Source organism: Monashia sp. NPDC004114 (assembly GCF_053603855.1).
Genome location: NZ_JBSGGK010000001.1, coordinates 47,218 through 73,718, shown reverse-complemented (window position 1 = coordinate 73,718; position 26,501 = coordinate 47,218). Strand labels below are relative to the sequence as shown.

Genomic DNA, 26,501 nt, shown 5'->3' with positions numbered 1-26,501 from the left:
CGGGCTCTACTGGCTGTCGCCTCGTCGGCGGGTCGGTCTGCATTCCAGACGCCTGCGCCGCTTCGCCTGATACGAGGCCGCAGGCCACGAGCTGAGCCGATGACGTCGTGAGTCATGGGCCCTTCGGCACTGGCGCGCTCCTGTCGACGCCCAGCAGTCTGGGAGCAGGAGGCACTCATGACGATCACGGCTGACAGCGAGCACATCGACCTGCTGTACCGCGCCACGACCACACCACGACTGGTGCGGGTGCCACGCCTCACGTTCTTGTGCCTCGACGGGCACGGCGACCCGAACACCAGCCCCGCCTATGCCGCGGCGGTCCAGGCGTTGTACTCGGTGTCCTATGCAGCCAAGTTCGCCCTCAAGAAGGCCGGTGGCCCGGACTTCAAGGTCTCCCCGCTCGAAGGGCTCTGGTGGGCCGAGGACATGAGCACCTTTCTGACAGGCGACAAGTCGGCGTGGGACTGGACCATGATGATCCGCCAACCCGACGCCGTGACGGCTGACCTCGTCGCACGCCTCGCGCAGGAGGCCGCGGCGAAGAAGTCCATCGCTGCTGCCACGCAGCTGAGGCTGGTCTCCTTCGAGGAAGGGGCCGCCGCGCAGGTGCTGCACGTAGGGCCGTATGCCACCGAGGCGCCGACGATCGCCCGACTGCACGAGTTCATCCGAGAGCAGGGGTTCACCTTCGATGGCCCTGGCCACAGCCACAAGCACCACGAGATCTACATCGGCGATCCCCGCCGGTCGGCACCGGAGAAGCTGCGCACCATCATCAGACAGCCGTATGCCGTGAGCTGACCGAACGCTGGGCACCTGGCCTCTGATGTGTGGGAGGCTGCCCGCGCGCAGCAACCAGAATCCGCATACGGCCGCGCCGTCCCCGGGCTATCTTTCGTCTCAACCGGACCTAATCGAACCTCGTCATGACGGCGAGTCGCCGGTCGGAGGCGCGTTGGACAGTCCCACGGTGCAGGCGGCTGAGGCACAACGCCGGTTGCCTGCCGGGATTGTCACGTTCGTCATGACTGACATCGAGTCGTCCACGCGGCTCTTCCGGGAGCTGGGCGATGACTACGTCGGCCTCCTCGCCATCCACACGGGCCTGCTCAGAGAGGCCTTCGCTGCCCATCGCGGCGTCGAGGTCGCCACCGAAGGCGACGCTCTCGTGATGGCGTTCGACGACGCCGCCGAGGCTCTGCGCGGGTGTGTCGACGGCCAGCGCGCGCTGTGGGCCCACCCGTGGCCGCCCGGTGCCGAGATCCGCGTGCGGATGGGGCTGCACACCGCCAAGGCGGCGCCGACGGGGGACAACTACGTCTCGCTGGGGCTCCATCAGGCCGCGCGGATCTGCGCGGCGGCGCATGGCGGCCAGATCCTGCTCTCGGAGGCGACGGCAACCGCGGTGGCAGCGGACCTACCGGCGGACGTGACGCTGTCCGTGCTCGGGTCCTTCCAGCTCCGAGGCTTCACGGCACCCGCCCGCCTGCTTCAGGTGTGCCACCCCGAGCTTCGACGCGAGTTCCCGGCGCTGCGGGTCCACGGCGTAGTCCAGCACAACCTGCCGTTCCACAGGGCGGCCTTCGTGGGCCGGGATGACGAGCGGCGCGGCCTGGCCGACCTCATTCGCCAGACGGGGGTCGTGACCGTCGTCGGGCTGGGCGGGGTGGGCAAGACGCGCCTGGCGGTGCAGGTCGCGTTCGACGTGATGGACGAGTTCGACGACGGCGCCTGGCTGGTCGAGCTGGCCGCAGCGACAGATCGGCAGGCCGTCGCCAGCGCGATCGCCGCCGTCCGCCAGGTGTCGGAGGTGCCCGGGCGCAGCCTCGAGGACCTGGTGATCGACGACCTCTCCGGCAGGTCCGCCATCCTCGTGCTGGACAACTGCGAGCAGGTGCTCGACGCGGTCGCGGCCTTCACCGAAGAGCTGACTCAGCGGAGCCCGCACCTGGCAGTCCTTGCCACGAGCCGGGAGCCCCTGGCGATCGACGGCGAAGTCGTCTGGCGCCTCAGCCCCCTTCCCGTTCCCGACCCCGCGGCCGCGAACACCGCGAAGGACGTGGAGGCAGACGCCGCTGTCCGCCTGTTCGAGCAGCGAGCGGCATTGGTGCGCCCGGGTTTTCGAGTCTCCGACGTGAACGCGGCCGACGTCGCAGCGATCGTGCGGCACGTCGACGGCCTACCGCTGGCCATCGAGCTCGCCGCGGCAGCGCTGGCGGACACCTCCCTGACCGGCGTCCTCGACGGACTGTCGGACCGCTTCTCGCTGCTCACCTACGGTCGCCGGACCGCGCCAGGTCGTCACCAGACGCTTCGAGCAGCGCTCGAGTGGAGCCTGGACCTGCTCGGGCCCGACGAGCGCCTGCTCTTCGCCCGCCTGGCCACCTTCGCGCGCACCGGCACGATCGACGCAGCGAGAGCCGTATGCGGCGTGCCACCTCTGAGTGAACGGTCCGTCCCGCAGCTGCTCCGAAGGCTGCGTCGTGGCTCCCTGCTGTCCTCCGGCGACGACATGGAGCGCTGGACGATGCTCGACTCGGTGCACGAGCTGGCAGGTCTCGAGCTGACCGGGTCGGGGGAGGCCGACGAGCTGGCCTCGCGCCACCGCGAGTGGTTCGCCCGCCGCGCCGAGACCCTCGGCCACGACCTCGGCCTGCGCGGGCACGATCAGGCGAGAGCCGATCTGCTGGCAGACCTGGACAACATCCGTCAGGCGCTGGCCACCGCCGTGAGCGCGGGGGACACCGACCGCGCGATCCGCACCGCTGCGGCCATGGCGCCGTTCTGGGTCTCGCACGGGGACTGGAGCGCCGGGGTCGCCCACCTGCGTCAGGCGCTCGACCTGCCCGATGGAGCCGAACCCCTCCACGAACCCCTCCACGAACCACTCCACGAACCGCTTCGCGGACCGGCCCTGGCCGCCCTCGGGAACCTCTTGATCCTCAAGGGCGAGACGACCGCCGCGAAGGAGTGTCTCCAGCACGCGGTCGAGATCGCCACGCGTCACAACGACGAGGTCACCCTCGCGCGCTCCCGTTCCGGGCAGGGGTATGTCGCCTTCCGGGGATCCGACCTCGACGGCGCGCAGGAGCTCTGGCAGGAAGCCCTCGGACACGCCGAGCGAGCGGGCGACGAGAGGGTGGCAGCCGGCATACTGCGCAGCCTCGCGATCGCATCGGGCAGCCGCGGTCGGCAGGACGAGGCGGGTGACCTGCTCGACCGAGCGATCCTCTCCGCGGAGCACGCCCAGGATGACCAGCTGCTGCGCCTGTTGTTCGGCTCGCGGGCGGAGATCGACCTGTGGGTCGGTCGCTACGAGCAGGCGATGGATCTCTACGGCCGGGCGCTCGGTCTCGCCTCGACGATCGGCGACCTGTCGGCCCGTCCCCTGCTGCTGTGCGAGCTCGGCTGGGTCTCCCTCCTCACCGGCGACCTGGCCACTGCCGAGCGGCTTGCCTCGGAGGCGGTGGAGCTGGCCGAGGACCTCGGCAACCGCAGGACGCTGTCCAGCTCTCTGCGCCTGCGGGCCGAGAGCCTCCTTCGGCAGAGCCGCTTCCCGGAGGCGGACGTGGACGCGCAGCGCGCCCTCGTCGTCGCGCAAGGACTGGCGGCACCTGCCGAGATCGCAGGTGTGCTCTGCACCCAGGCCTGCATCGCTCTGGAGCGGCGGGACCACGCCGCGGCCGAACGGCTGGCGGAGTCCGCACTGGCGATGACCACCCTCGGACACGCCATGCGATCGACCTTTCCGCGATGGGTCCTGGGCGTGGTGGCCCTGGCCCGCGGCCGGCTGGAGGCGGCTGCTGACCAGTTCCGCGCGGGTGAGGAGCACCCCGTCACGGAGGCGGCCCCCCGCCATCGCGGCAACAGCATGTGGGGGCTGGCGTGCGTGAGCCTGGCCGCGGGCCGGGTCCCGGAGGCGGCCCGGGTGCACCGCGTCGCCCTCGAGCTACGACGCGACATGGGGGACCACCTCGGTGTTGCCGAGTCGCTCGTCGGGGCCGCCACCGTCCTGGCAGAGGCCGACCCGCGCACCGCTGCCGTCCTGCTCCGCGAGGCCACGAGGCTGCGCAGCTCGTGCGGAGCCGTGACCACCCAGCGTCAGGCCGACGACCTGGCGGCCGTCCGGTCGGCCTCGGGCGGACGTGAACATCTCCTGGAGGCGAATGAGCCTCTCCGGGAAGCAGACCCGGTGACGCTGGCACTGCGTGCACTCGAAGTGGTCGAAGGCTACGCCGGCGCGCTGCCGGCGGACGACAAGGGAGGACAGTATGGGCTGGCTGGAAGGTGACGTGGCGCTCATCTCGGGCGCCGGGTCGGGGTTGGGGCGTGCCCTGGTGGACCGGTTCGTGGCAGAGGGCGCACGGGTGCTCGCGTTCGACCGGAACCCGGAGCGGGTCGCCGCGGTGGAGTCCGCCCACGGCGGCAGCGTGGTGGGCGTGGTGGGCGATGTCACCGTTGCCGCTGACAACGAACGGGCGGTCGACGCGGCTCTCTCAGCGTTCGGCCGGCTCGACACGTTCGTGGGCAATGCGGGCCTGTTCGACTATGGCGCTCGCCTGGTGGACACTCCGATGGAGGCACTCGGCCGCGGCTTCGACGAGCTGTTCGCGGTGAACGTCAAGGCCTACATCCTCGGCATCAAGGCCGCGGTGGACGCCCTCATCGCATCAGGTGGCAGCGTCGTGCTGACTGCCTCGTTGGCAGTCCGAAACGCCGGCATCGGCGGCGTCGTCTACACCGCCTCGAAGCACGCCGTCGTCGGCCTGGTCGAACAGCTGGCCTTCGAGCTCGCGCCGCACGTCCGCGTCAACGGCGTCGCGCCGGGCTTCATGCGCACCGACATCCGCGGCCCCGGCGCGATGGGCATGGCCGACCGCACCCTGGACTCGATGCCTGACCTCGACCAGCTGGCACGCGCCCTGCTGCCGATGCAGTTCCTGCCCGACCCGGCTGACTACACGGGCCACTTCGTCCAGCTCGCGTCGCGCGTCAACGCGGCCGCGACCACGGGAGCCGTGGTCGAGTGCGACGGCGGCTTCTCGGTGCGAGGCATGATGCCTCCGTCCATGGCGCCGTGAGGGGTCATCGTCTGGTCGGCGTGCCCTGGCCGGGCCAGGACTGTCGCCGCCCGACACGGGTGCGTCGGCTGGGCCGGCGCAGCTCAGCTCGCCTTCCGATACGTGGCGAGGACGGCGGCGCGCAGCGACATCGCCGGTGAGCCAAGCGTCGACAGGATCCCCGGAACGGTGCCCTCCTGCATGGCAAGCAGACCGAGCGTGAGGTGCTCGACGCCGATGTAGTTGTCGTGCAGCGCTTTCGCCTCACGGAGCGCCAGCTCCAGGCTCTGTTTGGACCGCGGGGTGAACCGCAGGTGGGCGCAGTAAGCCGAGCCAGCGACCAGGGACTCGTCGCTGCGGCCGCGTCTGCGCCGGGCGCGGCGGGCAATCTCGGCCAGCGGCCCCTTTCCGCGTGTGGGTCGCCTGCCGCGGCGCGCGGCGAGATGGTCTCGGGTGGGATCGTCCTGACCGAACGCCGCTTCGATCCTGGCTCGGACGACGTCCAGGTCGATGCCGATGAAGGCCAGCGCCTCTCGGTCGAGTCCGCTCAGCGGGTCGGCTGCCGGGCCTCGCCCGACGGTACGCAGGATCTCCGCTTCGACGCGCTCGGGCGTGATGCCGGAGCCGCGCAGGACTGCGCCGGCCGGCTCGTCGGTCGCCGCTACCGCGAGGAGCAGGTGCTCGCTTCCGATGAAGTCATGCCCCAGCCGCCGGGCATCGTCCTGGGCCCGGACGACGATGCCGCGGGCCGTGTCGGTGAAGCGTTCGAACATCGTCAGCCCCCGATCACGCGGCCGTACTTGCGGTGGATGGTCTGCTTGGTGACGCCGAGGCGCGTGGCGATCTCCTGCCACGACCAGCCGAGCTCCCGCGCCTGCCGGACCTGAAGCAGCTCCAAGCGCTCGGCGAGGGCGCGAAGCGCGGCGACCGCGCGCAGGCCGACCTCGGGATCGTTACTGGCCGCGCCCTCGGCTACCTGGAGTGTGGATTCCATGATGTCAGCATATGCTGACGCTAGATGGTCGTCAACATATGCTGACGGCGCCCGAGCGTGGCCGGCGTACGGCTCGTGCGGCCGGCTGACGCGCCGCGGCGCTCGGCTCCAGTCGTGGAAGATGTCCCTGTCAGTCGCACTCGGAGGCCGGCTGGGTCGTCGCCGTCCGGCTCGGGGGCTTCGTTGCTGAGTGCGTGGACGTGGAGGATGACGACGTGGACGTCGTCGATGTAGCGGGCGACGAAGGCTTGGGTGGGACCGGCGCCGTGACGCCCTTGTCGACGAGTCGACGGATCCGGGCGTAGTCGGGGTCGCTGCTGTCGATGCCCTGCGCCGCGGTGAGAGCGACGCTCGTGATTGTCGACTTCTGGACGCGTTCGATGAGGTCGACGAATGCCGGCAGGCTCTGGGCCGGGATGTCCGTGTAGATGTTGTCCCTGGCGATCTGCAGCAGCCTCGGGTACTCGCCCAGCATGCGGGCGGGGTTGACCTGGTTGACAATCGCCTTGATGACGCAGCGCTGACGCTGCTGCCGGAAGTAGTCGTCGTCCGCGGCCCGGGTGCGGGCGTACCAGAGTGCGTAGTAGCCGTTGAGGTGCTGGTAGCCGGTCTTGAAGAAGCCCGTCTCGCCGACGACGCCGCCGTGGCCGTCGCTGTGGCCTTCGATCGGCAGAGGCAGCCCGGTGCCGCTGGGCTTCACGTCGATGTAGATGCCGCCCATGGCGTCGACAAGCTGCTGGAAGCCTTTGAGGTCGATGACGACGATGTGGTCGATCCGCAGGCCGACGATCTCCTGGATGACGTCACGGATCTCCTGTCGTCCCGGCACCCGGACGCCGGCATAGGAGCCCGGGTGGTCGGCGTGCCATTGGTCGGCCTCGGTCCAGACCGCGTTGAGCGAGCAGTAGTCGGAATGGCTCGGGTCCCGCTGGAGCCGGTAGCAGCTCGGGGCGCCGTACACGCCGCTCGGATAGAGCCCCCGCAGCGGGCTGTTCTTGGGCAGCGGTGCGCGAAGCAGGTTGCGCGGCAGCGAGATCAGTGCCGTCCGGCCGGTCTTGGTGTCGATGCTGGCAACGATCATCGAGTCGGTTCTGGTGCCGGTCCGGCCCACGCCGGCGTCGGAGCCGAGCAGCAGGATGTTGACGCGGGACTGGCCGGCCCACGGGTCCTCATTCTCGGCGGCCGGGGTGCCGTGGCCAGGCAGGACAGGAAGATCGGGCGTGGTGTCGAAGACGGTCGTGATGGTGCTCTGGGTCATCGCGGCATACTCGGCGACCTTGAAGCAGCCCGCGGCGACCGCGGACACCATGAGCGTCGTGAAGCCGGCGAGGATGACTGTCCGCGTGCGGTCGAGCCTCGCCGGCCGCGACCGGACCGCGGTGAGGATGATCGAGCCGCACCACAGCAGACCACCGGCGATGGAGCCGATGGTCAGCGCCTGCAGGGCCGAGGGCCGAGCGAGGAGGGACAGCGCCACGTTCGTCACACCGGTCGTGAATACGTAGTACGCCGCAGCGGCGATCCCGAGGATCGTGATGGCGAGCAGGGTCCAGCCGGCCTTGCGGCTGCGGGTCTGCGTAAGGCCCGCTCCCGGAAGGATGGTGCCGAGGGCGGTCAGCCCGAGCGCGCGACGGAAGGCCGCAATCGACTGACGGCGCAGGGCATTCCGAGTCTGCGGCGCCGGATCGTGCGCGTCTGGTTGGGTCATCGGGGCCTCTCATCGGCTCGCACACACGAACCGAGGGACATCCTGACACCATCCCCTGATAGTCAACTCACGAATTGGTGGAACCTGCATCACAGCGAGCCGGAAGACGACCGGGAAGCGGGCCCAACCGGCAAGCGCATCGTGCCGTCGAACGGCATGCCGGGACACGCCCGGTTGGTCGCGCCCGGTTGGTCGCGCCCGGTTGGTCGCGTCCGGTTGGTCACGCCCGCCTCATCTGGTCCCAGCCAGCAGCTCGGTCATCGTCTCCGCGGAAAGCCCGCGTTGCTGCAGGCCGTCGAGGATGCCGGGCAGGGCCGCCGCCGTCCCGGCGTGTCCGAGGTGCAGGCTGACGATGCTCCCGGGCCGGACGGCGGCCAGGGTCCGGTCGCGGACCGCCGCCGCGCCCGGGTCGAGGTAGTCGAGCGGGTCGACGTCGTACGAGATGCACCGGTGGTAGCCCGCTGCGAGCGCGGCCGCGCGAATCGTGCCAGTGCTCAGCCGGGTGCCGGACGGCCGGAAGAGCAGGCCCGCACTGCCGCGGACCGCCGCTACCGCAGCAGCGCCACGGCTCACCTCGAGGTCCGCCTCGGCGGGCGTGAGGCGCTTCATGGGCTGGTGGCTGTACGTGTGGTTGCCCAGGTCGTGACCGCCCGCGAGGATCGCCCGGCCGAGGCTCGGGCTCGCCTGCAACCACGTGCCGACGGCGAACACGGTCACCTTCGCGCCGTGTGCTCGCGTGATGTCCAGCACGCGGAGCGTGAGCTCGGCCGGGCCTGCCCCGTGGAACGTGAGCGCGACGCGGGGCGCGCCTGCGGGTCCCGTCTGGATGTCGGGTCCAGTCGACTCGAGCACCGCGGGCGCGGCCGCGCTCGACCCGGTCGGTATGCCGGCGGGCGAGCCGGGCGCGGTCGGTGAGGTCGTCGTCGGGTGGCCGGCCGTCGTCGGCGAGGCTGACGGCGAGGCTGACGGCGACGGCGGCGGCGGGGTGTCGCACGCGTCGAGGCCGACCGACCCGAGTGCCACCGCGGCGGCCGTCATGACGGCGCGGCGCGTGGGGCGGGGTCCGGCGGCCATGCCCGAGTCATACTCCTCGACGCTGGTTTCACCCTGAGAGGTCAGCGCGAAGGACGCGCCGAACCACTCAGCCGCGGACGGCGCCCGGCGAGCCCTGCGGCATACGAAGCCTGCTTGCAGACGGCCACGGGCGTGCTCATGCTGAATGCATGGCCATGGACCTGAACCAGCAGTGGTTCAGCGGGCTCACCGAGCTTCGCTACACCGCCACTCCGAAGCGACTGCGGGCACTCCTCGACGGTCAGACGGCCATGGACACCCGCGACGCCGTCCTCGTCTACGAGCCGCGCCGCGTCGTCCCTTGGTATGCCGTGCCACCGGGTGATCTTCACCTGGAGCTGACCGAGCACGACCCGTCCCCGGTGCCCGAGCTCTCCGCTCCGGTGCTGCCGCCTCTGCACAACGACTGGCACACGGTGCCGGGCCGGTCACTCCATCTGGAGGGCCGTGGTGAGGTGGCCTTCCGGCCTGATGATCCCGACCTCGATGGCCGGGTCCTGGTGCGCTGGGAGCCCTTCACGTGGATGGAGGAGGACGAGCCGGTGATGGCCCATCCGCACGACCCGTTCAAGCGGATCGACGTGCTGCGCAGTGACCGCCACGTCCAGGTCCACGTCGGTGGGGTCACCGTCGCGGAGTCGACCCGGCCTCTGATGCTGATCGAGACGCAGCTGCCGGTGCGGTGGTACCTCCCGCGCGAGGACATCCGGATGGACCTGCTGACGCCCTCGGACACGCACACGGTCTGCGCCTACAAGGGAGTCGCCTCGTACCTCAGTGCGGACGACGCCCCTGACGTGGCCTGGTTCTACCCCGATCCGCTCCACGATGCGCTCCCGGTCAAGGACCTCGTCTGCTTCTGGGGACCCGCGACCGTGATCGTCGACGGCGAGCCCGTAGATGTCTCCATGCCTGGCCGTCCCTGACCAGGATCGCCGGCGGACCGCGTCATCTGAGGCCGGGAGGCGGCATACATGAACGGAATTCCTGGGCACCGGGTCATCGTGTTCCTTCAGGAGAACAAGACGACGGACTTCTACTTCGCGACGATGGCGGCGTGGGGCGCCGTCGTCGCGAACAACGGGGCGCTGCTCGCCAGCCCCCCGGACTTCGACCAGCCTCACGACCGCAACGCGTGGGTGCACTACTCGATGGGCGACTACCCGGCGCTTCCGGCACAGGTGGACACCGACGTCGTGATCCCGTTCTACGCCTGGCTGGCCAAGCAGTTCGTCTTCTGCGACCACCATTTCGGGTCGGGGTCGAACTCGACGCCGGGTCACATGCTCGCGGTCGGCGGGCAGATGCCGACGTTGAAGAACCCGCCGTTCACCGGCCCGCACCCAGTCTGGGACCTGCCGTCGATCTTCACCGTCGCGCAGACCGCGGGGGTCGGGTGGGCGGCCTTTCCCGACCAGTCCGGCTACCCCACCAAGTTCTACGCCTCGTTGACCACGGCGCCCGGCAACGCCAACGTGCTCCCGCCCAGCCAGTTCGTCCCGATGGCCAAGGCCGGCACCCTTCCACAGGTCTGCTACGTGTGGAGCCCGGCGGGGTACGACGAGCACCCTCCCTTCGTCAGCCACCCCGACTACGTCACCAAAGGCCATGACCTCGTGTGGCAGCGGGTCCAGGCTGTCATCGACGGCGGTGGCTGGCAGGACACCACCTTCGTGCTCACCTGGGACGACTGGGGCGGCTACGCCGACTCGGTGCCGACCCCGGCCATCGAGACGGTCCCCGACGCGCTGCACCCGGACGGGTATGCCGCCATCGGAGGTTCGCGCGTCCCGCTGGTCATGTTCGGCGGCAAGGTCGGTCAGCACATCGACGCCCAATGGCACTCGCACGCCAGCATTCCCAAGACGATCATCGACCTGCTCGGCCTGCCGCCGATGCAGGTCCCACGCGTCGACGATGCCCCGTCGCTGGCGCACCTGGTCGACCCGGGCCTCGACCGGCCGCTCCCACCGGCGCCCGGCGACGTCGTCACTCAGCCGACACCACCTGACCCGCTGCCCCAGCCCGATCCCAGTGCGCCGTGATCGGGTCCGCTGGGCCAGCCGATGCCGCCGCTGGTCACGCTCGACGGAAGCGTCGTGCCGGCACCCACCGATGGTCTGGTTCACCGAAGGCCGCCAAGGCCACACAAGCCCCTGTAACGGCGTCCGACTTGTCCACTTGACAGGCGAGTGGACAGAGTTTGTTGCACGCCGCTGCACATGTTGCCGCCCTCCCGGGCCCGGTCGATACTGGCCGCTCCAGGTTTGCTCCTTTGCGCCGAAAGGGAAGTGGCCCATGAAACATCCTCCACGCCTCGTATCCGTGCTGGTCGCTGGAGCCCTTGTCGCCGGGCTCGCGCCCGCACTGGCGACCGGCTCCGCGTTCGCAGACACCTCCGCCAGCCAGCCTGCTGACACGGTGAGCGACGAGCCAGCCGAGGCCTCCCTCCTCAAGGTCATCGTCCCGGACGGAGCCGCCATCGACCGGCTCGCCGGCCTCGGCTTCGACCTCACCGAGTACACCCGTCCCGTCGATGGTGGGGTCGAGATCCACGTGGTCGCGAATCCCACTGAGGCACAAGAGATCAGCCAGCTCGGATATCGCGTCGGGGACGCCATCACGACTCCGTCGGACGTCGCTGGTCTGCGGACCCAGCGCTCCGCCGCGATCTCCGCCGAGGCTCAGGCCCTGGCCAGCACCGACTCACTGACCGTGCTTCGGTCCGAGTGGTTCACGTCGCTGGACGACCAGCGGTTCATCTCGGTGGAGGTCAAGACCGACGCCCCGACCGCCGAGAACATCCTGACGGTGCAATGGGACTCGGGCCCCGGCACCGCAATGGGATCCGGTGGCAGCGCGACCATGTCGCGCTTCGTCGACGACGGCCAGTACATGTACCACCGCTTCAATGCGCCCATCCCCATCTCCGTGGAGCCGTCGCAGGTCCGCATCACGAGCACCGAGGGCGGCACGGCCACGGCCGCCGTCACGCAGTGGCTCGGTGCGGCGCGGAAGGCGCCGAGCCCGCACTACGTCACCGACTTCGTCGACCACTACATGGACCCGACCGAGGTCTACGGCCGGATCAAGTCGCTCGCCGCCGAGTTCCCATCGCTGACCGAGCTCGTCGACCTGCCGAACAAGACGAACGGCTACCGCCGGGCGGCGCAGGCCCAGTTCGGCACGGCGACCGCCAGCACCTTCTACGTCACCTCGAAGGCCTACGGGTCCGAGGGCGGCAACGACCTCCGCGTCGCCCTCGTCAACCCGGGCGCAGCGAGCTCGCCGCTCAGCGTCTCGGTCGCCGGCGAGGCCGTCACGGTCACCCTGGCCACCAACGGCTCCGGTGCGCTCACCTCGACCGCGGCGCAGGTCGTCAGTGCGATCAACGCCAACCCGAGCGCCAACGCCCTGATGGTCGCGAGCACCTACCGCGGCAACGCCGGCGCAGGTGTCGTGGCCGCCGCCGCGAGCACCCGCCTGACCGACAACCTCAACGCGCCGGCATCGGTCTCGCGAGAGCCGTTCCAGATGCAGGCTCTTCGGATCGGCAAGACCCGCAACGGGTCGAAGACCGGTGTCTTCCTCTACTGCCAGGAGCACGCCCGCGAGTGGGTCACTCCGCTCGTCTGTGTCGAGGCGGCGGAGCGGCTGCTGCGCAACTACCAGCTCGACCCGACGACCCGGAAACTCGTCGACAACCTCGACATCTTCATCGTGCCGTCCATGAACCCCGATGGCGCGCACTACAGCATGTATGACTTCGCCTCCCAGCGGAAGAACATGACGAACTACTGCGACGCGGCGAACTCCGACCCCGCGCGTCGCACCTCGTGGGGTGTCGACATCAACCGCAACTTCTCGGTCGGGTCCGCGTTCGACGGCTATACGGGCGCGTCCACGACGAGCTGCACGTCGGGCACCTACTCCGGCCCAGCTGAGCTGTCGGAGCCGGAGGCCCGCAACGAGGTGTGGCTCGCGGAGACCTTCCCGAACATCAAGTTCGCGATGAACACGCACTCCTATGGCGGCTACTTCATGTGGCCTCCGGGCGCCTACAAGGCCGCCGGGCGCATCCCGCTGCCACCGGTCGAGCTCGGCACCGAGGAGTTCTTCTGGGCCGCCTCCGACCACATCCTCAGCGCGGTCAAGGCCTGGCGCGGCACCGCGATCTGGCCCGGCCAGACCGGTCCGGTCATCGACGTCCTCTACTCAGCCGCGGGCAACTCCGCCGACGAGCTCTGGTACAACCACGGCATCATCGGCTGGGACTTCGAGGTCGGGGCGGACGTGTGGGACCCGCAGACGAAGAGCTACCGGTCCGTCGGCTTCCAGCCGCCGTTCGCCGAAGGGCACCAGGAGGCAATGGAGTTCGCGAACGGCCAGATCGGCATCCTCGAGGTGGCCCTGGCCCACGAGACCGACACGACCCCGCCCAAGTCGAGCCTCGTGGTGACCAAGCAGGAGGCCGGCCAGACCAGCTTCACCTTCAGCACGAGCGAGCCGTCCACCGTCTACTACACGCTCGACGGGAGCCGCCCGACCCTGAGCTCGCCGAAGCTCGCATCCTCGGGGCTCCGTGAAGGCGCCGGCGCGGTGACCGTCAACGCTCGGACCGAGGTGCGGTGGTTCTCCACCGATATCGCCGGCAACACCGAGTCGCGATACCGGCCTGACGGCAGCTCGCAGAACTTCAACCACCAGTTCGTGGCAGTCAGCTAGCCGCCACCTTGGTGAATGGTTCCGCCCACCGGGCGGGACCTGCCACAAACCCGAGGACGGTATGCCGCTTGCGCCAGCCGAGCGGCATACCGTCCTCTTCTGTCCGCCGGCGTGAGCGAACGGCCTCCGGACGTCTTCCGTCCGGATTCGGTGCGAGTATGCGGAAATGACCTCAGCGATCGAGGCCACGGCCACGTGGCCGCAGGCACTTGCGTGGCGGATGGGGCGGCACCTGCTCGACCCGCTCGGGCCCGCGTCGGCGGCCGGCGTCGTGCGACGGCTCGGTGCCGTGCTGTCCATGGACGAGTCGCTCGCCGATCTCGCCGTCGGCACCCGGAGCACGACGTCGCGTCCCGGCGACCTCGCGACGGCCCTGGCGGACGGGTCGGTGGTCAAGGCTTTCGCGTTCCGGGGGTCGATGCACTACCTCTCGCCCGAGGACGGCGGCATCTACCTCGCGCTGCGGTCGGCCGGGCGGCAGTGGGAGCTGCCGAGCTGGGTGGACTTCTATCGCCTTGCGCCGCAGGACTGGCCGGACTTCCGGGCTGCGGTCCGGGACGCGCTGAGCGACGGGCCACTGACCATCGCCGAGCTCGGCGGCGCGCTGGCGCGGCGTCGAGAGTACCGGCACCTGAAACCGGTCTTCGACGATGGTGCGGGCACGCTGATCAAGCCGTTGACGTGGCAAGGGGACATGAGCTTCGGTCCACCGCGCGACGGCCAGCACACCTTTCAGCGGCTCGACCGCAACCCGCGGTGGGCTGGCATCCCCGACCTGGAGGACGCGGGTCCGCGCGCCATCACGGCGTATCTGCGGACCTACGGGCCGGCGACGCTCGACCACCTGCACTACTGGCTCGGCAACGGGCTGAGCGCCGGCCGCAAGCGGCTCGACCGTTGGATCTCGGGACTCGGCGACCGGCTGGCGGGTGTCGATGTCGGGGGCATGACGGCATACGTCGTGTCTGAGGACGTCGAGTCGCTCACTGCGGCGCGGCCGTCGGAGGCCGTGCGGTTCCTTCCGGGCCACGACCAGTGGGTGATGGGCCCCGGCACCAAGGACGTTGGTGTTACCCCTGCCCCGCTGCGGGATGCCATGACCCGCAAGGCCAACCCGATCATCGCCGGCGGCGTGGTCAGTGGCACGTGGGCGCGCAAGGGCGACTCGCTCGCGATCTCCTGGCAGAGCGGTCGGAGGCGACCCGACGAGGCCATTCAGCAGGAGGCGGAGCGACTGGGTGGCATCCTCGGCATGGACCTTCAGGTGAGGCTCGCCTAGAAGTCGGTGAGGTCGGCGTAGATGGCCGCGTGGTCGGACGCCTCCTGCTCCTTCTTCTCCAGCGTCGGGAAGACGTCCCACGGGTCCTTGGTGCGTGGCCCGCGGTAGACACCCTTGCGGAACACGCCCCCTCCGGTGACCTTGGCGAAGAGCGGGGGCGACATCAGGATGTAGTCGATCTTGTCCTTCTCGTTTCCGGAGCCGTATGTCCCCTTGCGGTGGTTCCAGTCGAATGCGGGGTGCTCGCTGACATCAGTGAGGTCCTTGTTGTTGACCAGCGGACGCAGAGCGGCACTGGAGGGGTCGTCGTTGAGATCGCCTGTGATGGCGATGAACTCGATACCCTCGGCCCGCAGCCGCTTGTAGATTGCCGCAACGCGGGTGGCTTGGCGCTTGCGCCGCTTCGCGCCGATGGGGTCGCCCTTCGAGGCGTAGCCCTTGGACTTGAAATGGTTCGCGAGAATGACGAGACGGTTCTTCTGGGGCGTCTCGAAGTGGTACTCGCAGCAGTCGCGCGAGAAGACCGGCCCTTGCGCGTCGGTGTCGAAGATGTGCGTGCGGAGCTGCACCAGGTTGTACCCATCGGCGGCCATGCAGCCCACGTCGATGCCCCGTGTGTCGTTGCCTTCGACGACCATCACCTCGGGGTATGCCGTGCCGCCGACGGCCGGCAGCATGGCGACGGAGAACATGTCGAGTCCCGGGCGGTTGTCGGCTTCGACCACGGTCAGCACGTGCGCCCCCAGCTCGGTGATGACGCGGGCGGTGTTCTCGGTGGCCTGCACGTTCACCGCGACCGTCTTCAGCTCGACCCACCCAACCCAGCTGGCGCGTCCCGTGGCCACCAGGGTTACCGGCCCGCTCATCGGCCGACGCAGTAGTGAGCCCCGCAGCTTGCGCAGCCGCACGAACGTGCCCTCGTCATCGTTGAGTACTCCCAGCGTGTCGAGCTCCGCCAGGATCTCGGGCTCGACTCCCGCATAGGATTCGCGCTCGAAGAGCTCGGAGATCCTCGCGTGTGCGCCCAGGATCTTCTTCCGGGTTGCGTCGTCCGCCTCCTGGGCGTCCATCGCCTTCGGCCGGGCGAAGAGATTCTCGACGTTGAACGATGCGATCCTCATGGTCGGCTGGCCTCCTTGTCGTCCTGCCCGGTCGTTGGTCGCGCTTTTGGAGTCCTCGCGCCTGGTGCGATGCGAAGTGTGGGAGCGGGACTCGGCGCCTTGACGCTCAGGTCGACGTTCTCTCCCTGCGCATCGGCCTTCTCGATCGCCTGTGCCAGCTCGCCGAGCCCCGCCATGAACGACTTGGCAAGGGCCTGCTGGCTCTGGTTCGTGAACGGATAGCTGGGAGCGGCGTTCAGCGGGCCGTCAAGGTCTTTGGCGTACGACTCGTCGAAGCGCTTGGACAGCGACACGATCGCGCCGGACATGAGGGCCATCGAGGTGCGCAGTCGGATCCGGCGATGGTTCTCCCAGGACACCACCCGCCTCCTCGGACCGGCTGAGGGCGGGTCCGGCGGGTTCGTGTAGTAGCTGACGAGCCGCTCGCCAGCACAACGTCCCCGTTCGGACAGCTTGGTGAGCACCTCCGGCGGCATCGCGAGGTTCATGCCGCCCTCATTCTTGGTATGCGAGATGTGCACCACGCGGTCGCGATATCCGGGGACTCGCATCTGGGCGTTGTCGACCCAGTTCTGCATCGCATCGAGGATGCTGTGCAGGAACCAAGCGACCCTGCGCAGCCCTTGACCTTGCGGCGGGCGTGACCAGGACTCGAGCAGTCCGCTGCTGTTCGTCCGCGGCATCCACACGTTCGCGCATTCGTCGTCTTCGTTGATCGGATGCGCGGGGTGGAAGAGGCGCAGGTTGATCCCGAACGTCGGGCGCGACGGCAGCATCGCGTCGAAGTAGGAGATCGGGAAGTTCGACGTGATGCCGCCGTCCGAGAACCATGACGGTTCGAAGACCTCCTCGGTGCCGTGTTGCATGGATCGGTCGACGGTGTGAAGCGGGACGGCGGAGATGAGGATCGGAAAGCTCAAGCTCATCCGAGTGGCCACCACCACTGGAAGATCCTGGGCCGGCGGAAGGGGCACCAACCCCTGTGCGTTCCTGTCGCCGCCCTTGTCGATCAAGTGCTGCACCACCCGATCTGGAAACAGCTGTCGGAACTGTTCCGGGTCGAACCAGAAACGGTCGCCCAGGTCGTAAGGCAGCCGATACGGCCGCCCCTCGGTCACGTTGGTCGTCTGCATCTCCAGGTTCACTGCGGGCTGTTCGCCGACTGGCGCCTCCCAGAGATCCCCGAACGTCAACGGCCCCCGGGCCGAGTCGTGCCCGGCGAGCGCATCCAGCCTGTCGGCAAGCCAGTCCGAGAGTGAGTCCCCGCCGTCGTAGGCCTTGGATCCGGAGACGAGGCCGAACATGTTCCCCTCGATCGCCTCGCCCCCATCCAGCGCCACCGCGGCCGCCGCTCCGACGACCAACCCGATGACGGCCAGCAGCAGCGCGACAACCACACCGATCCAGGTGAGAGGCGACGTCGCGTCGGCAACAAGAAGAGCCGTCACGAGCAGCGCCCCCGGCAGCAGACCCCCGACCGGCATCCACCATCGCCGCGACTGGAAGGAGGCAGCGACCACCCCGACGAGCAGGCCGAGCCGGCTCGCACCGGGCTTGACCGCACGGAGCAGTAGGCCATGGAGGCGGCGCGTGCTCCTGGGCGGTCGGAACAGGTTGACGAGGTTGTCGTCGGCGCCGAGCCAGTCCGGCAGGGCGGCAAGTCCCGGGAATCCGCTGCCTGGGAGTTGGGACGAACGCCCATGCTCGGCAGCCGCGGCTGCCGCGGCTGCGATGGCTCCCGCCGACGTGCCCCCGACATTGCGAAGTCGATAGGCAGTTGCCAGCTCACACACCGCAAGGGGATACAGCACCCCGCTGGTGATACCGCCCTTCATGATGACGTCGCACTCGCGAGTGGCTTGCTGGTAGGCCACAGCATCCAACAAACGGGCCCTCTTGCTGCCTTCGGCGACGTGGCTCGACACGGTGGACTCCTCGATACGAACGGTCCTTCCCCTCTAAAGAGTCCTCTCGACGCCCTTTACGTACATCGGAATCGGCAAGAAAGACACCATCTACTCTCGCGAGCCCAGTGCCGTTCGACGGTGGCGGTCGCCGACTGGCTGGCGTTTTTGCAGTCGTTCTTGCCGCCGGCGACGGAGCAGCCGCGGCCGACGAGCTGCATTCTGCCGCGCGCGTTCCGGTGTTTCTTCTCGATGAGAACCACGTCGTCCGACCGGGCGAGATGGGGACCGTCCGCGATATCACGGCCGCGGCGCAGGAGAGGGGCATCGCGGTGACGCACATCGATCTCGACGCGCAGTTCCGCTGCGGCGGGTCACTCGAGTTCATCGACTGGGTGGAGGGACCCGCGGCAGGATGGTTCCTTGGTCAACGACGTGAAAGTCGGCGTCGAGGGCAGGTGACAGAGTCCGAGTTCGACCGCCTGGTCCGCACCGTGTACAAGGTCCTGCTCACACGGGGGATGCTGGGCGTCGGGATCTACTCGACCGATCGGGAAACGCGGGAGTTCGTCGCCAGATTCGTCTGACACTGAGCTATCGCCACTGGAACAGCGTCCACTCGTCAGACGGGATCGGTGAACGAGACCGGCTTGCCGGCGGCGTGGGCGTATGCGATCTCCCTGCTCGTGGACTCGCCGACATACCCGCCTGGGTTGACGACCAGAACCCGGTCAGCCAGGTCGATCTTGCGCAGGTGGAGGGCATCCAGCGCGGTCTTCTGGTCGTTGGTGATCAACTCGTCTGCATCGTGATCCTCGGTGCGCAGGAGGATGGCTGGCGCGACGACGATCGCACCTGCGAAGGTCAGATCACGGTTGGCCGCGCTCATCTCCTCCACAAACCGGGTAGAGCCGCAGATGCAGACAATCTCAGGTCGGTCGGGCACGGCTCAGTCCTTCGCGTCGAACGGGAGACCGTCAGTGTGGGCGTAGTCATCACGACGGGCGAGCGAGCCAACAGTTTACGTATCGAGATGGACACCACACGGCGTCGGCGCCGTCTCAGGCCTCGGCGCCGAGATGGTTGTCGCGACCACGCAGCTCGCGCAGGATCGCCTCCTCGCGCGAAGCGAGCTCGATGATCTCGGTGTTGACAGTCCCGACGAAGCCGTAGGGCAGTGAGGTGTTCGCCCCGGAGCCGGGCCGATGCAGGGGAGTGTGCCGGAGAGCATCCTCGACCTGCGCGAGCTCGATGATGAGCTCCCTGATAGTGCGGGTCATACCTAGGAGTTACCCCTCGCGCTCCCCCCAAGACCGCTGGCAGCCATGAAACGCAGATGTCGCAAGTGAACCGAGCCGCCATGGGTATGCCGGCCTGTGACCGCTGGGACGAGTGCTCACTCGACGGGACTCGTCGTTCGTCGTTTGAGGTGGGTGGGCTGCGCGACGGCCATAGGCTGAGGGGTGTCCGTGTACGCGAGCACGAATGCCCTGGACCTGTTCACGGCGTGGGTTCCGCTGGCCGCCGCGGCGGTCGTGCCTGCGTACCGCCTGACCCTCGCCCCGCGGCTGGCATCGTGGCGTCTCCGCAGGGGTCGGCCGGTCCGCATTCCCGTGTCGCGCGGCGCGCGGCATGGCGACGATAACACCGAGGGGGCGCGCATCTCACGCGTCGAGGGCGACGGCCACATCTTCGGTCCGGGCTTCCACTGGGTCGTGCCGATCTCGGGACTGTCGCTGGTCGACCCGGCGACGTCCTTCAGGGTCACGGACGAGCGGGACAACGTGGACCCCGTCCACGTCCCCGAGCGATGGGGTGCACCCTTCGGCGCAGCGATGAGCGAGAGCGGTCCGAAGTGGTCCGCGACATCGTGGAGGACGCGCTGGCTCGGGGCGCCGACCTGGACCATGGCGGTGGTCGGCTACTTCGCCGCCATGGCCGTTCTGGCCGGCCTGTTGGCGTTCACGAGCACGAAGTACGAGGGAACCGTCCAGGACACGGCGGACAATGAATGCAACGTCTCGGTCGTGCAGGGTGGCGCCGCGTACACGCAGTGGATGCGATGTGGATTCGACTTCGGGCCCGGCGATGCCCTGACGTTCTACGCCATGCCCCGCCCGTTCGAGGGGGAGGCGTATCTCCCAGAGATGCTGGTCGGGATGGTCGCCGCTCCCGCCGGGCTGGCTCTCGCCTTCGGGGTCGGGCATGTTGCCTTCGCGGAGGTGCGACGCCGCCGCGTCGCTGAGCGTCGCTACGTCGTCGACGAGGTGCCCGCCACCGCCTTCGACCGCGACAACCTCTGGCTCGACACCTACCTCCCCGAGACGGCCATCCTGCTCGAGTGGCCCGACCGCCCGGATGCGCTGGTCGACCCCGAGGCGGTCGACGGGCTGCCCGAGACGGATCGGGCGGAGATTCACGAGACCGAGACGTCCGCCGACGACTCCCTCTGGTGGCGGTTCCACGCGGTGCGCGGTGGCGACGGCGGGTGGGTGCTGCTGCTCGCCCATGGTGTCGACGCGGACGAACCGGCCACGTGGGTGCTCACACCCGACCGACAACCGGCGCTGCATGGCCTGGCGCGGCTGCCCAACGACCCGCCCTCGTCCGGATGGGTGCGCCTCAACTACCCCCGCTCCGCGGGGCGCGACCAGACGGGGGAGGTCGTCCTGGACGGGTGGGCGTCCTACCATCGCCTTCGGCGGGTCGACGAGGTCACGATCGCCTCCCTCCGCGAGGACCTTCTGGGGCAGCTGCGGGACCGTGACGACGAGCGCGCGAGCCGAGACGGCGGACGCCGCCGGACGTAAACGGAGCACGTCCGCTGACACGCCCGGACGGCATACGGCACAAGGCGATTCGGCCGATGGCGTATGCCGTGTGGTCAGGTCGGCCGCGTCCCCGCGGCGTCGGCCCCCTGACGAAAGAAGGCCACGATGCCGTCGACACCATCGAGCTCGGCGAGCAGCCTGGCTGCGCCGAAAGGCGCGTTCCAGAACTCGCCCGTGAAGGGTCCCGACCTGGAGACGTAGGCGTAGGGCCGGGCGTCGTAGCGGTCACCGGGGGAGACGCCATAGGTGGCATCGCCGAGCTCGACCGCGACGTCGAAATGCTCGGGCCACAGGATCGGGTCGGCGCCCTCAAGGAAGGTCCGCAACGCCCGGTCGCCCAGGGCGAGCGCGCGCTCAACCTGTCGAACCGACTCCGCGTCGAGGCAGATGGCCTCGTCGGGACTGACCTTGGGCCCGTCGGGATAGATGTCGTCCAGCCGGCTCGCCTCGAGCCCAAGGCGTGTGGCTGCCTCGGCGAACGTCAGACCGTCGACCTCGACCGTCAGGTCGGCGGTGACCAGCGCCGAACCGCTCACCGAGATCACCGGTTCGTCCCGCGTGCGGAAGCCTTGCGCCTGGACCTTGAGCTCGATGGATCCGCCCTGCCGGCATCGCGGCCCGGCGAGCACGAGCTCGGCAAGGCCGTGCAGGCTGCGCTTGGTCGCGGCGTACGTGTCTTCGGCAATCTCGGTCATGAGGTCCTCCGGCTGGTCGTGAAAGAAGGGCAGGCAGTGGGGTGGCGGTGGGCAGGGTTGCCGACAGAGTCCTCAGCCAAGCTGGGCTCGCAGCAGGGTGACCGACCCGGAGACACCCTTGAGGTCGACGGCGCCGATCTGCTGGAACGTGATCCCGTCCTGCTGCGAGACCTCTGCGACGGCCTCGCTGACGAGCACCTCGCCCGGTCGCGCGTACTCGGCGATGCGCGCGGTGAGGTTCACGGTCTGGCCGAAGTAGTCGCCCTGCTGGAAGAGCACCGGCCCGGTGTGCAGGCCGACATGCGCCGGCGGCAGCCCCGCAGCCGCCACCTCGTCGACCATCTCCAGCGCCGAGCGGACCCCGGGACCAGGGTCGCGGAAGTAGAACATCACGCCGTCACCGAGCCACTTGATCGGCTTGCCGCCGAACCGCACGGAGCCGCGCTGCACCAGCCGGCCCAGGGTGTCGGCGAGGTCCGCGGCTGCCTCGTCGCCGCGTTCCTGGGTCAGTCGGGTGTACCCGGTGAGATCGAGGAAGCAGATCGCCGGTGGCCGGTCCAGCCGGCTGTGGATCCCCGCCTGTGCCATGAGGACCTCGAAGGTCTCGATCAGGTTCGAGGTCCAGGCCCGCGCCTGCTGAGCGTGGTAGAGGCCGAGCAGGGCACGCTCGGCCAGCGGGGTGCTGCGTTCGGCGAACGCGGCGTTGGCCGCGCCCTCGGGCCCCAGACCGGCAGCGATCGCCGGCTCCACCACCTCGGCGTTCCACCACCCGCCCTCCGCCTCGGCGATCCGGCGGGTGCTGTCGCCATGGACCCGCAGCAGGTGCTCGATGGCGTTCCTGCGGAACCCGGCGGACACCTGCAGCTCGAGGAACGGCACGACGTCCATCTCGTCCGCGCGCACGAGGTCGTCGGGCGACGGAGGCGCGGAGCCGATGGCCTCCCGAATCGCCATGACGAGATCCACCGGGACGCCGGTGCGGTCACTGACCTGCTGGAAGGTCTCCCCGGCCAGGGTCGCAAACCGTTCGTATGCCGCTCCGTCGAGGAAGTCGAACGAGAGCGCACCGCTCCGGAGCCCGGCCACCACGTGCTCGAGGGGGATTCCCGCGTCCTCGAGCGACTTCGCCATGACGACCCGGCGCAGGTCTCCCGGTGAGAGGCGTGCCGGGTCCGCCTGGCCAAGGACACCGAGGCCGAGCAGTCGGTCGAGATACTCCGGCTCGACCCCGACGCGAGCACACGCATCGTCACGTGAGTACGACCTCACGGCGGCAGCCTAGGCGCTCGGTGCACACGCTCTCAGCGGTTTCCCCGGCTAGCTGCGGGTGTCGATGCCGTAGTCGCGTATCTTGCGGTAGATCGTCGCCCGCGAGAGCCCGATGTGCTCTGCCGCCAGCGCCTTGTTCCCGCCGCAGTCCGCGAGCGCCCGCGTGATGGCGTCCCGTTCGATGACCTCGATCGGGGTCAGGGTCCTGCGGGCGACGGCGAGGCACTCCGGGGGCAGGTCCGCCAGCTCGATCTGCCCGTGCCGCTTGGCCGCGGTCACGCGGCGCAGGACGTCGCGCAGCTGGGTGACGTTGCCCGGCCACGGATGTCTCGCCAGCTGGTTGAGGGCGGCCGAGCCGATCGTCAGCTCACGTGACGGTGCCTGGGCATGCAGCAGCGCGGGAATGAGGACGCGGACGTCCTGCGGCCGGTGCCGGAGTGGCTCGAGGACGACGGTGCGGTCGAAGCAGGGGAGGATCTGCGCCTCGACCTGGTGGTTGACGACGGCCGGGTCATGCGTGGCGACCACCCAGGGACGGGTCTCGGTGGTCTGCGCGGACTGCTCCATGAACAGCTCGGAGAGCGCGTCGATCACCGATGCAGGCAGCAGCTCGACCCGACGCACGACGATGGTCCCCGGCTCGGGACGCTGGAGCTCCTCGGCCACGGTCTCGAGCCACGAGCCCGGGTCCTCGCTCGCGGTCGCCGCATCGAGGGTCCGCAGGTGGGCAGCCGGTGCCTGCGCGTGGTGGATCGCCCGCGCCAACGAGTACTTGCCGACGCCTCGCTCGCCCTGCAGAACCGTCCACAGACGGGTGCGGTGGGCCTCGCGCATCTGTCCGGCCACGCGCGACCACTCCGGGCTCACGCCGACGACGCCGGGAAGGGGGATCGGTGCGACCGTGCCGGTCGGGCGCGGGGCCGAGCCCGGCTCGGTGAGGTTGATCCGGAAGACACCGCCGGCCAGGCTCGTGCCCACCGACGAGGGACGGTAGTCGAGCCGGGCCACGGCGCCGCTCGGCAGGTCCACGACGAAGGTGCGGGGGCTCAGCTCGCCCAGGGCGTCGCTCGTCCTCGAGACGATCGCGACCCGGTCGGTGGGGTCGAGCCGCTGCTGCGCGAGGCGGTTCATCATGACGATCTCGGGCCCGAGCGCCATGACCGGCCCGGTGGCGTGCTTGCACGCGGCGAGGTAGTCCCGAAGCAGCGACAGCTCGGACGCCGAGACCGTGGCCAGCAGCGCGTCCTCGATCTGCGCTGCGATCGAGCGGGCGTAGGCGAGCAGGAGCTCGTTGGAGGCGGAAGCCCCGCAGGTGAGGTCGAGGACGCCGACGAGGGTGCCGTGGATGGGATGCACGACGGGCGCTCCGGCGCACGCGAACATCATCAGCGGCTCGGCGAAGTGCTCGGATCCGACGATGAGGGTCGGGGTGCGCAGGGTGAGTGCGGTGCCGATGCCGTTGGTCCCCACGAGCTCCTCGGCGTACGTGAACCCCGGGGTGAGGTTGACCCGCTCCAGGGACCTGGCGAGCGCGGGGTCCGTGCAGATCCGGTTGAGCACGTTGCCGGCGGGGTCGGCGAAGATCATGCTCACCGGCTCCTCGCCGAGGGCGGCGGCCGCCCGGCTCATGACGTTGCGCACGAGCGGGATCAGCTCGGACTCGCTGATCTCGGAGACGTACCGCGGCTCGACCCCGGTGGGGCTGACCCCGGCCCTGGAGCTGCGCTGCCACGACTGCGCGACGACTTCACGCACGCTGGGCTCGACCTGCCCGGAGCGCAGGAACGCGTCCCGAGCTCGGACCTCGAGGGTGTCGATGTGTCCCATGGACCAACCTCCCGTGGCACGCAACCGCCTCGTCGCGGGTGCCAGGTGCCAATTTTCACGGCCATGGCCCGGCCTGGGCAAGGCTGCGATGCGCCCGCGAGCGGGCGCGTCTCAAAGTGAGACACCCGGCGACCAGCCTCGAAGCGGCTCCGCCGCGCCGGCATATGCCGCTCGAAAGCGAGGCGGGCGGCATACCAGACGTGCCCTCTCACATTGAGACAGCCGTCACGCCACGGCGCTGTGACGCTCTACCTCACCCGGCAGACGACGCCGTCGCCGGACGGCTCGGTCAGGACGACCGACCGGAGACCAGGAGGCAAGAGTGAGCAGACAGAGTCTGACGAAGGCCCACGCGAAGATCACCGAGCTGTCGTGGGACCCGACGTTCGCGACGCCCGCGACCCGCTTCGGCACGGACTACACGTTCGAGAAGGCCCCGAAGAAGGACCCGCTCAAGCAGATCATGCGGTCCTACTTCCCGATGGAGGAAGAGAAGGACAACCGCGTCTACGGGGCGATGGACGGCGCGATCCGCGGCAACATGTTCCGCCAGGTCCAGCAGCGCTGGCTCGAGTGGCAGAAGCTGTTCCTGTCGATCATCCCGTTCCCGGAGATCTCGGCCGCCCGGGCCATGCCGATGGCGATCGACGCGGTGCCCAACCCCGAGATCCACAACGGCCTGGCCGTGCAGATGATCGACGAGGTCCGTCACTCGACGATCCAGATGAACCTCAAGAAGCTGTACATGAACCACTACATCGACCCGGCCGGCTTCGACATGACCGAGAAGGCCTTCGCGAACAACTACGCGGGCACCATCGGCCGGCAGTTCGGCGAGGGGTTCATCACCGGCGACGCCATCACGGCCGCCAACATCTACCTCACGGTGGTCGCCGAGACGGCGTTCACCAACACCCTCTTCGTCGCGATGCCCGACGAGGCCGCCGCCAACGGCGACTACCTGCTGCCGACCGTCTTCCACTCGGTCCAGTCGGATGAGTCCCGGCACATCTCCAACGGCTACTCGATCCTGCTCATGGCGCTCGCCGACGAGCGCAACCGGCCATTGCTCGAGCGCGACCTGCGCTACGCGTGGTGGAACAACCACTGCGTCGTCGATGCCGCCATCGGCACGTTCATCGAGTACGGCACCAAGGACCGCCGCAAGGAGCGTGAGTCCTACGCCGAGATGTGGCGGCGGTGGATCTACGACGACTACTACCGCAGCTACCTGCTGCCGCTCGAGAAGTACGGCCTGACCATCCCGCACGACCTCGTCGAGGAGGCCTGGAACCGGATCGTCAACAAGGGCTACGTCCACGAGGTGGCGCGGTTCTTCGCGACGGGCTGGCCGGTCAACTACTGGCGCATCGACGCCATGACCGACAAGGACTTCGAGTGGTTCGAGGAGAAGTACCCCGGCTGGTACAGCAAGTACGGAACGTGGTGGGAGGCCTACAACCGCCTCGCCTACCCCGGGCGCAACAAGCCGATCGCCTTCGAGGACGTGGGCTACCAGTACCCGCACCGCTGCTGGACGTGCATGGTGCCGGCACTCATCCACGAGGACATCGTCGTCGACCAGGTCGACGGGCAGTGGCGCACCTACTGCTCGGAGACCTGCCACTGGACCGACGCCGTCGCGTTCCGCGGTGAGTACGAGGGCCGCGCGACGCCGAACATGGGCCGGCTGACCGGGTTCCGCGAGTGGGAGACCCTGCACCACGGCAAGGACCTGGCCGACATCGTGTCGGACCTCGGCTACGTGCGCGACGACGGCAAGACACTCATCGGGCAGCCGCACCTGGACCTCGACGACCCGAAGAAGCTGTGGACCCTCGACGACGTCCGTGGCAACACGTTCAACAGCCCGAACGTGCTGCTGAACCAGATGTCCGACGCCGAGCGCGAGGCGCACATCGCCGACTACCGCGCCAACGGCACCAAGGCCGTCGCCTGACCGGCACGCCAAACCGGGCTGGCGGCGTCGCCAGGGATGAGTGCCGCCGCC

General features: G+C 69.2%; 21 protein-coding genes. 10 read left to right on the top strand and 11 right to left on the bottom strand.

Translation table 11 applies throughout. The features are described 5' to 3' along the window. The first annotated feature begins 177 nt into the window (after nt 1–177). The 3 genes from ACWEOW_RS00320 (at nt 178) to hcaB (ending at nt 5,084) form a co-directional block, all read left to right on the top strand. On the top strand, nt 178–804 hold the full coding sequence (locus ACWEOW_RS00320; RefSeq protein ID WP_452267148.1) for a GyrI-like domain-containing protein: 627 nt from the start codon (nt 178–180) through the stop codon (nt 802–804). A 223-nt stretch (nt 805–1,027) separates the two neighbouring features. Then, nucleotides 1,028–4,294 carry an ATP-binding protein gene (locus ACWEOW_RS00315; RefSeq protein WP_452267147.1) on the top strand — a complete coding sequence of 1,089 codons (3,267 nt, stop codon included), beginning with the start codon at nt 1,028–1,030 and terminating at the stop codon, nt 4,292–4,294. Continuing rightward, nucleotides 4,275–5,084: a 3-(cis-5,6-dihydroxycyclohexa-1,3-dien-1-yl)propanoate dehydrogenase gene (gene hcaB / locus ACWEOW_RS00310; protein ID WP_452267146.1), complete on the top strand. Its 810-nt coding sequence runs from the start codon at nt 4,275–4,277 to the stop codon at nt 5,082–5,084. The genes ACWEOW_RS00315 and hcaB overlap by 20 nt, the downstream gene beginning before the upstream one ends. 83 nt (nt 5,085–5,167) lie before the next feature. Here hcaB and ACWEOW_RS00305 read toward each other — a convergent pair whose 3' ends face one another. The 4 genes from ACWEOW_RS00305 to ACWEOW_RS00290 all read right to left on the bottom strand — a co-directional run bounded on the left by ACWEOW_RS00305 (nt 5,168) and on the right by ACWEOW_RS00290 (nt 8,839). Then, nucleotides 5,168–5,836, bottom strand: a complete 669-nt coding sequence (locus ACWEOW_RS00305; RefSeq protein ID WP_452267145.1) for a Clp protease N-terminal domain-containing protein — start codon at nt 5,834–5,836, stop codon at nt 5,168–5,170. Between the two features lie 2 nt (nt 5,837–5,838). Beyond that, the gene (locus ACWEOW_RS00300; protein WP_452267144.1) at nt 5,839–6,057 is read right to left on the bottom strand and encodes a helix-turn-helix domain-containing protein; all 219 of its coding nucleotides are present in this window, start codon (nt 6,055–6,057) and stop codon (nt 5,839–5,841) included. Between the two features lie 130 nt (nt 6,058–6,187). Continuing rightward, the gene (locus ACWEOW_RS00295; RefSeq protein ID WP_452267143.1) at nt 6,188–7,765 is read right to left on the bottom strand and encodes an LCP family protein; all 1,578 of its coding nucleotides are present in this window, start codon (nt 7,763–7,765) and stop codon (nt 6,188–6,190) included. 231 nt (nt 7,766–7,996) lie between these two features. Next, complete coding sequence (locus ACWEOW_RS00290; RefSeq protein ID WP_452267142.1) at nt 7,997–8,839, bottom strand: polysaccharide deacetylase family protein; 843 nt, start codon at nt 8,837–8,839, stop codon at nt 7,997–7,999. Between the two features lie 149 nt (nt 8,840–8,988). Between ACWEOW_RS00290 and ACWEOW_RS00285 the strand changes: the two genes are divergently transcribed. The 4 genes from ACWEOW_RS00285 (at nt 8,989) to ACWEOW_RS00270 (ending at nt 14,843) form a co-directional block, all read left to right on the top strand. Then, nucleotides 8,989–9,765: a DUF427 domain-containing protein gene (locus ACWEOW_RS00285; protein WP_452267141.1), complete on the top strand. Its 777-nt coding sequence runs from the start codon at nt 8,989–8,991 to the stop codon at nt 9,763–9,765. A gap of 48 nt (nt 9,766–9,813) precedes the next feature. After that, the gene (locus tag ACWEOW_RS00280) at nt 9,814–10,884 is read left to right on the top strand and encodes an alkaline phosphatase family protein (protein ID WP_452267140.1); all 1,071 of its coding nucleotides are present in this window, start codon (nt 9,814–9,816) and stop codon (nt 10,882–10,884) included. A 253-nt stretch (nt 10,885–11,137) separates the two neighbouring features. Next, nucleotides 11,138–13,564 carry a M14 family metallopeptidase gene (locus tag ACWEOW_RS00275; RefSeq protein WP_452267139.1) on the top strand — a complete coding sequence of 809 codons (2,427 nt, stop codon included), beginning with the start codon at nt 11,138–11,140 and terminating at the stop codon, nt 13,562–13,564. A gap of 166 nt (nt 13,565–13,730) precedes the next feature. Further along, nucleotides 13,731–14,843 carry a DNA glycosylase AlkZ-like family protein gene (locus ACWEOW_RS00270; protein ID WP_452267138.1) on the top strand — a complete coding sequence of 371 codons (1,113 nt, stop codon included), beginning with the start codon at nt 13,731–13,733 and terminating at the stop codon, nt 14,841–14,843. Here ACWEOW_RS00270 and ACWEOW_RS00265 read toward each other — a convergent pair. Together ACWEOW_RS00265 and ACWEOW_RS00260 are read right to left on the bottom strand one after the other, a co-directional pair. Further along, complete coding sequence (locus ACWEOW_RS00265) at nt 14,840–15,964, bottom strand: endonuclease/exonuclease/phosphatase family protein (RefSeq protein ID WP_452267137.1); 1,125 nt, start codon at nt 15,962–15,964, stop codon at nt 14,840–14,842. The two genes, ACWEOW_RS00270 and ACWEOW_RS00265, sit on opposite strands and share 4 nt — an antisense overlap. Beyond that, entirely contained in the window at nt 15,961–17,889 is a 1,929-nt protein-coding gene (locus tag ACWEOW_RS00260; protein WP_452267136.1) for a hypothetical protein, read from the bottom strand. The genes ACWEOW_RS00265 and ACWEOW_RS00260 overlap by 4 nt, the downstream gene beginning before the upstream one ends. A 107-nt stretch (nt 17,890–17,996) precedes the next feature. Here ACWEOW_RS00260 and ACWEOW_RS00255 point away from each other — a divergent pair, with 107 nt between their 5' ends. Further along, nucleotides 17,997–18,455 (top strand): DNA/RNA helicase domain-containing protein, encoded by a 459-nt coding sequence (locus ACWEOW_RS00255; protein ID WP_452267135.1) that lies wholly within the window; start codon nt 17,997–17,999, stop codon nt 18,453–18,455. 35 nt (nt 18,456–18,490) lie between these two features. Here the strand turns inward: ACWEOW_RS00255 and ACWEOW_RS00250 are convergent, their stop codons facing one another. Together ACWEOW_RS00250 and ACWEOW_RS00245 are read right to left on the bottom strand one after the other, a co-directional pair. Continuing rightward, on the bottom strand, nt 18,491–18,814 hold the full coding sequence (locus tag ACWEOW_RS00250) for a hypothetical protein (RefSeq protein ID WP_452267134.1): 324 nt from the start codon (nt 18,812–18,814) through the stop codon (nt 18,491–18,493). 115 nt (nt 18,815–18,929) lie between these two features. Further along, entirely contained in the window at nt 18,930–19,148 is a 219-nt protein-coding gene (locus ACWEOW_RS00245; RefSeq protein ID WP_452267133.1) for a hypothetical protein, read from the bottom strand. A gap of 183 nt (nt 19,149–19,331) precedes the next feature. Here ACWEOW_RS00245 and ACWEOW_RS00240 point away from each other — a divergent pair, with 183 nt between their 5' ends. Continuing rightward, on the top strand, nt 19,332–20,678 hold the full coding sequence (locus tag ACWEOW_RS00240) for a hypothetical protein (protein WP_452267132.1): 1,347 nt from the start codon (nt 19,332–19,334) through the stop codon (nt 20,676–20,678). 74 nt (nt 20,679–20,752) lie between these two features. On the opposite strand, the gene ACWEOW_RS00235 is transcribed toward ACWEOW_RS00240, so the two are convergent. The 3 genes from ACWEOW_RS00235 to ACWEOW_RS00225 form a co-directional block, all read right to left on the bottom strand. Beyond that, nucleotides 20,753–21,394 (bottom strand): hypothetical protein, encoded by a 642-nt coding sequence (locus ACWEOW_RS00235; RefSeq protein ID WP_452267131.1) that lies wholly within the window; start codon nt 21,392–21,394, stop codon nt 20,753–20,755. Between the two features lie 72 nt (nt 21,395–21,466). Further along, nucleotides 21,467–22,663, bottom strand: coding sequence for an adenylate/guanylate cyclase domain-containing protein (locus ACWEOW_RS00230; protein ID WP_452267130.1), 1,197 nt, complete (start codon nt 22,661–22,663; stop codon nt 21,467–21,469). Nucleotides 22,664–22,711: 48 nt separating this feature from the next. After that, nucleotides 22,712–24,490, bottom strand: coding sequence for a sigma-54-dependent Fis family transcriptional regulator (locus ACWEOW_RS00225; RefSeq protein WP_452267129.1), 1,779 nt, complete (start codon nt 24,488–24,490; stop codon nt 22,712–22,714). Between the two features lie 322 nt (nt 24,491–24,812). Here ACWEOW_RS00225 and ACWEOW_RS00220 point away from each other — a divergent pair, with 322 nt between their 5' ends. Further along, complete coding sequence (locus ACWEOW_RS00220; RefSeq protein ID WP_452267128.1) at nt 24,813–26,450, top strand: hypothetical protein; 1,638 nt, start codon at nt 24,813–24,815, stop codon at nt 26,448–26,450. Nucleotides 26,451–26,501 lie beyond the last annotated feature (51 nt).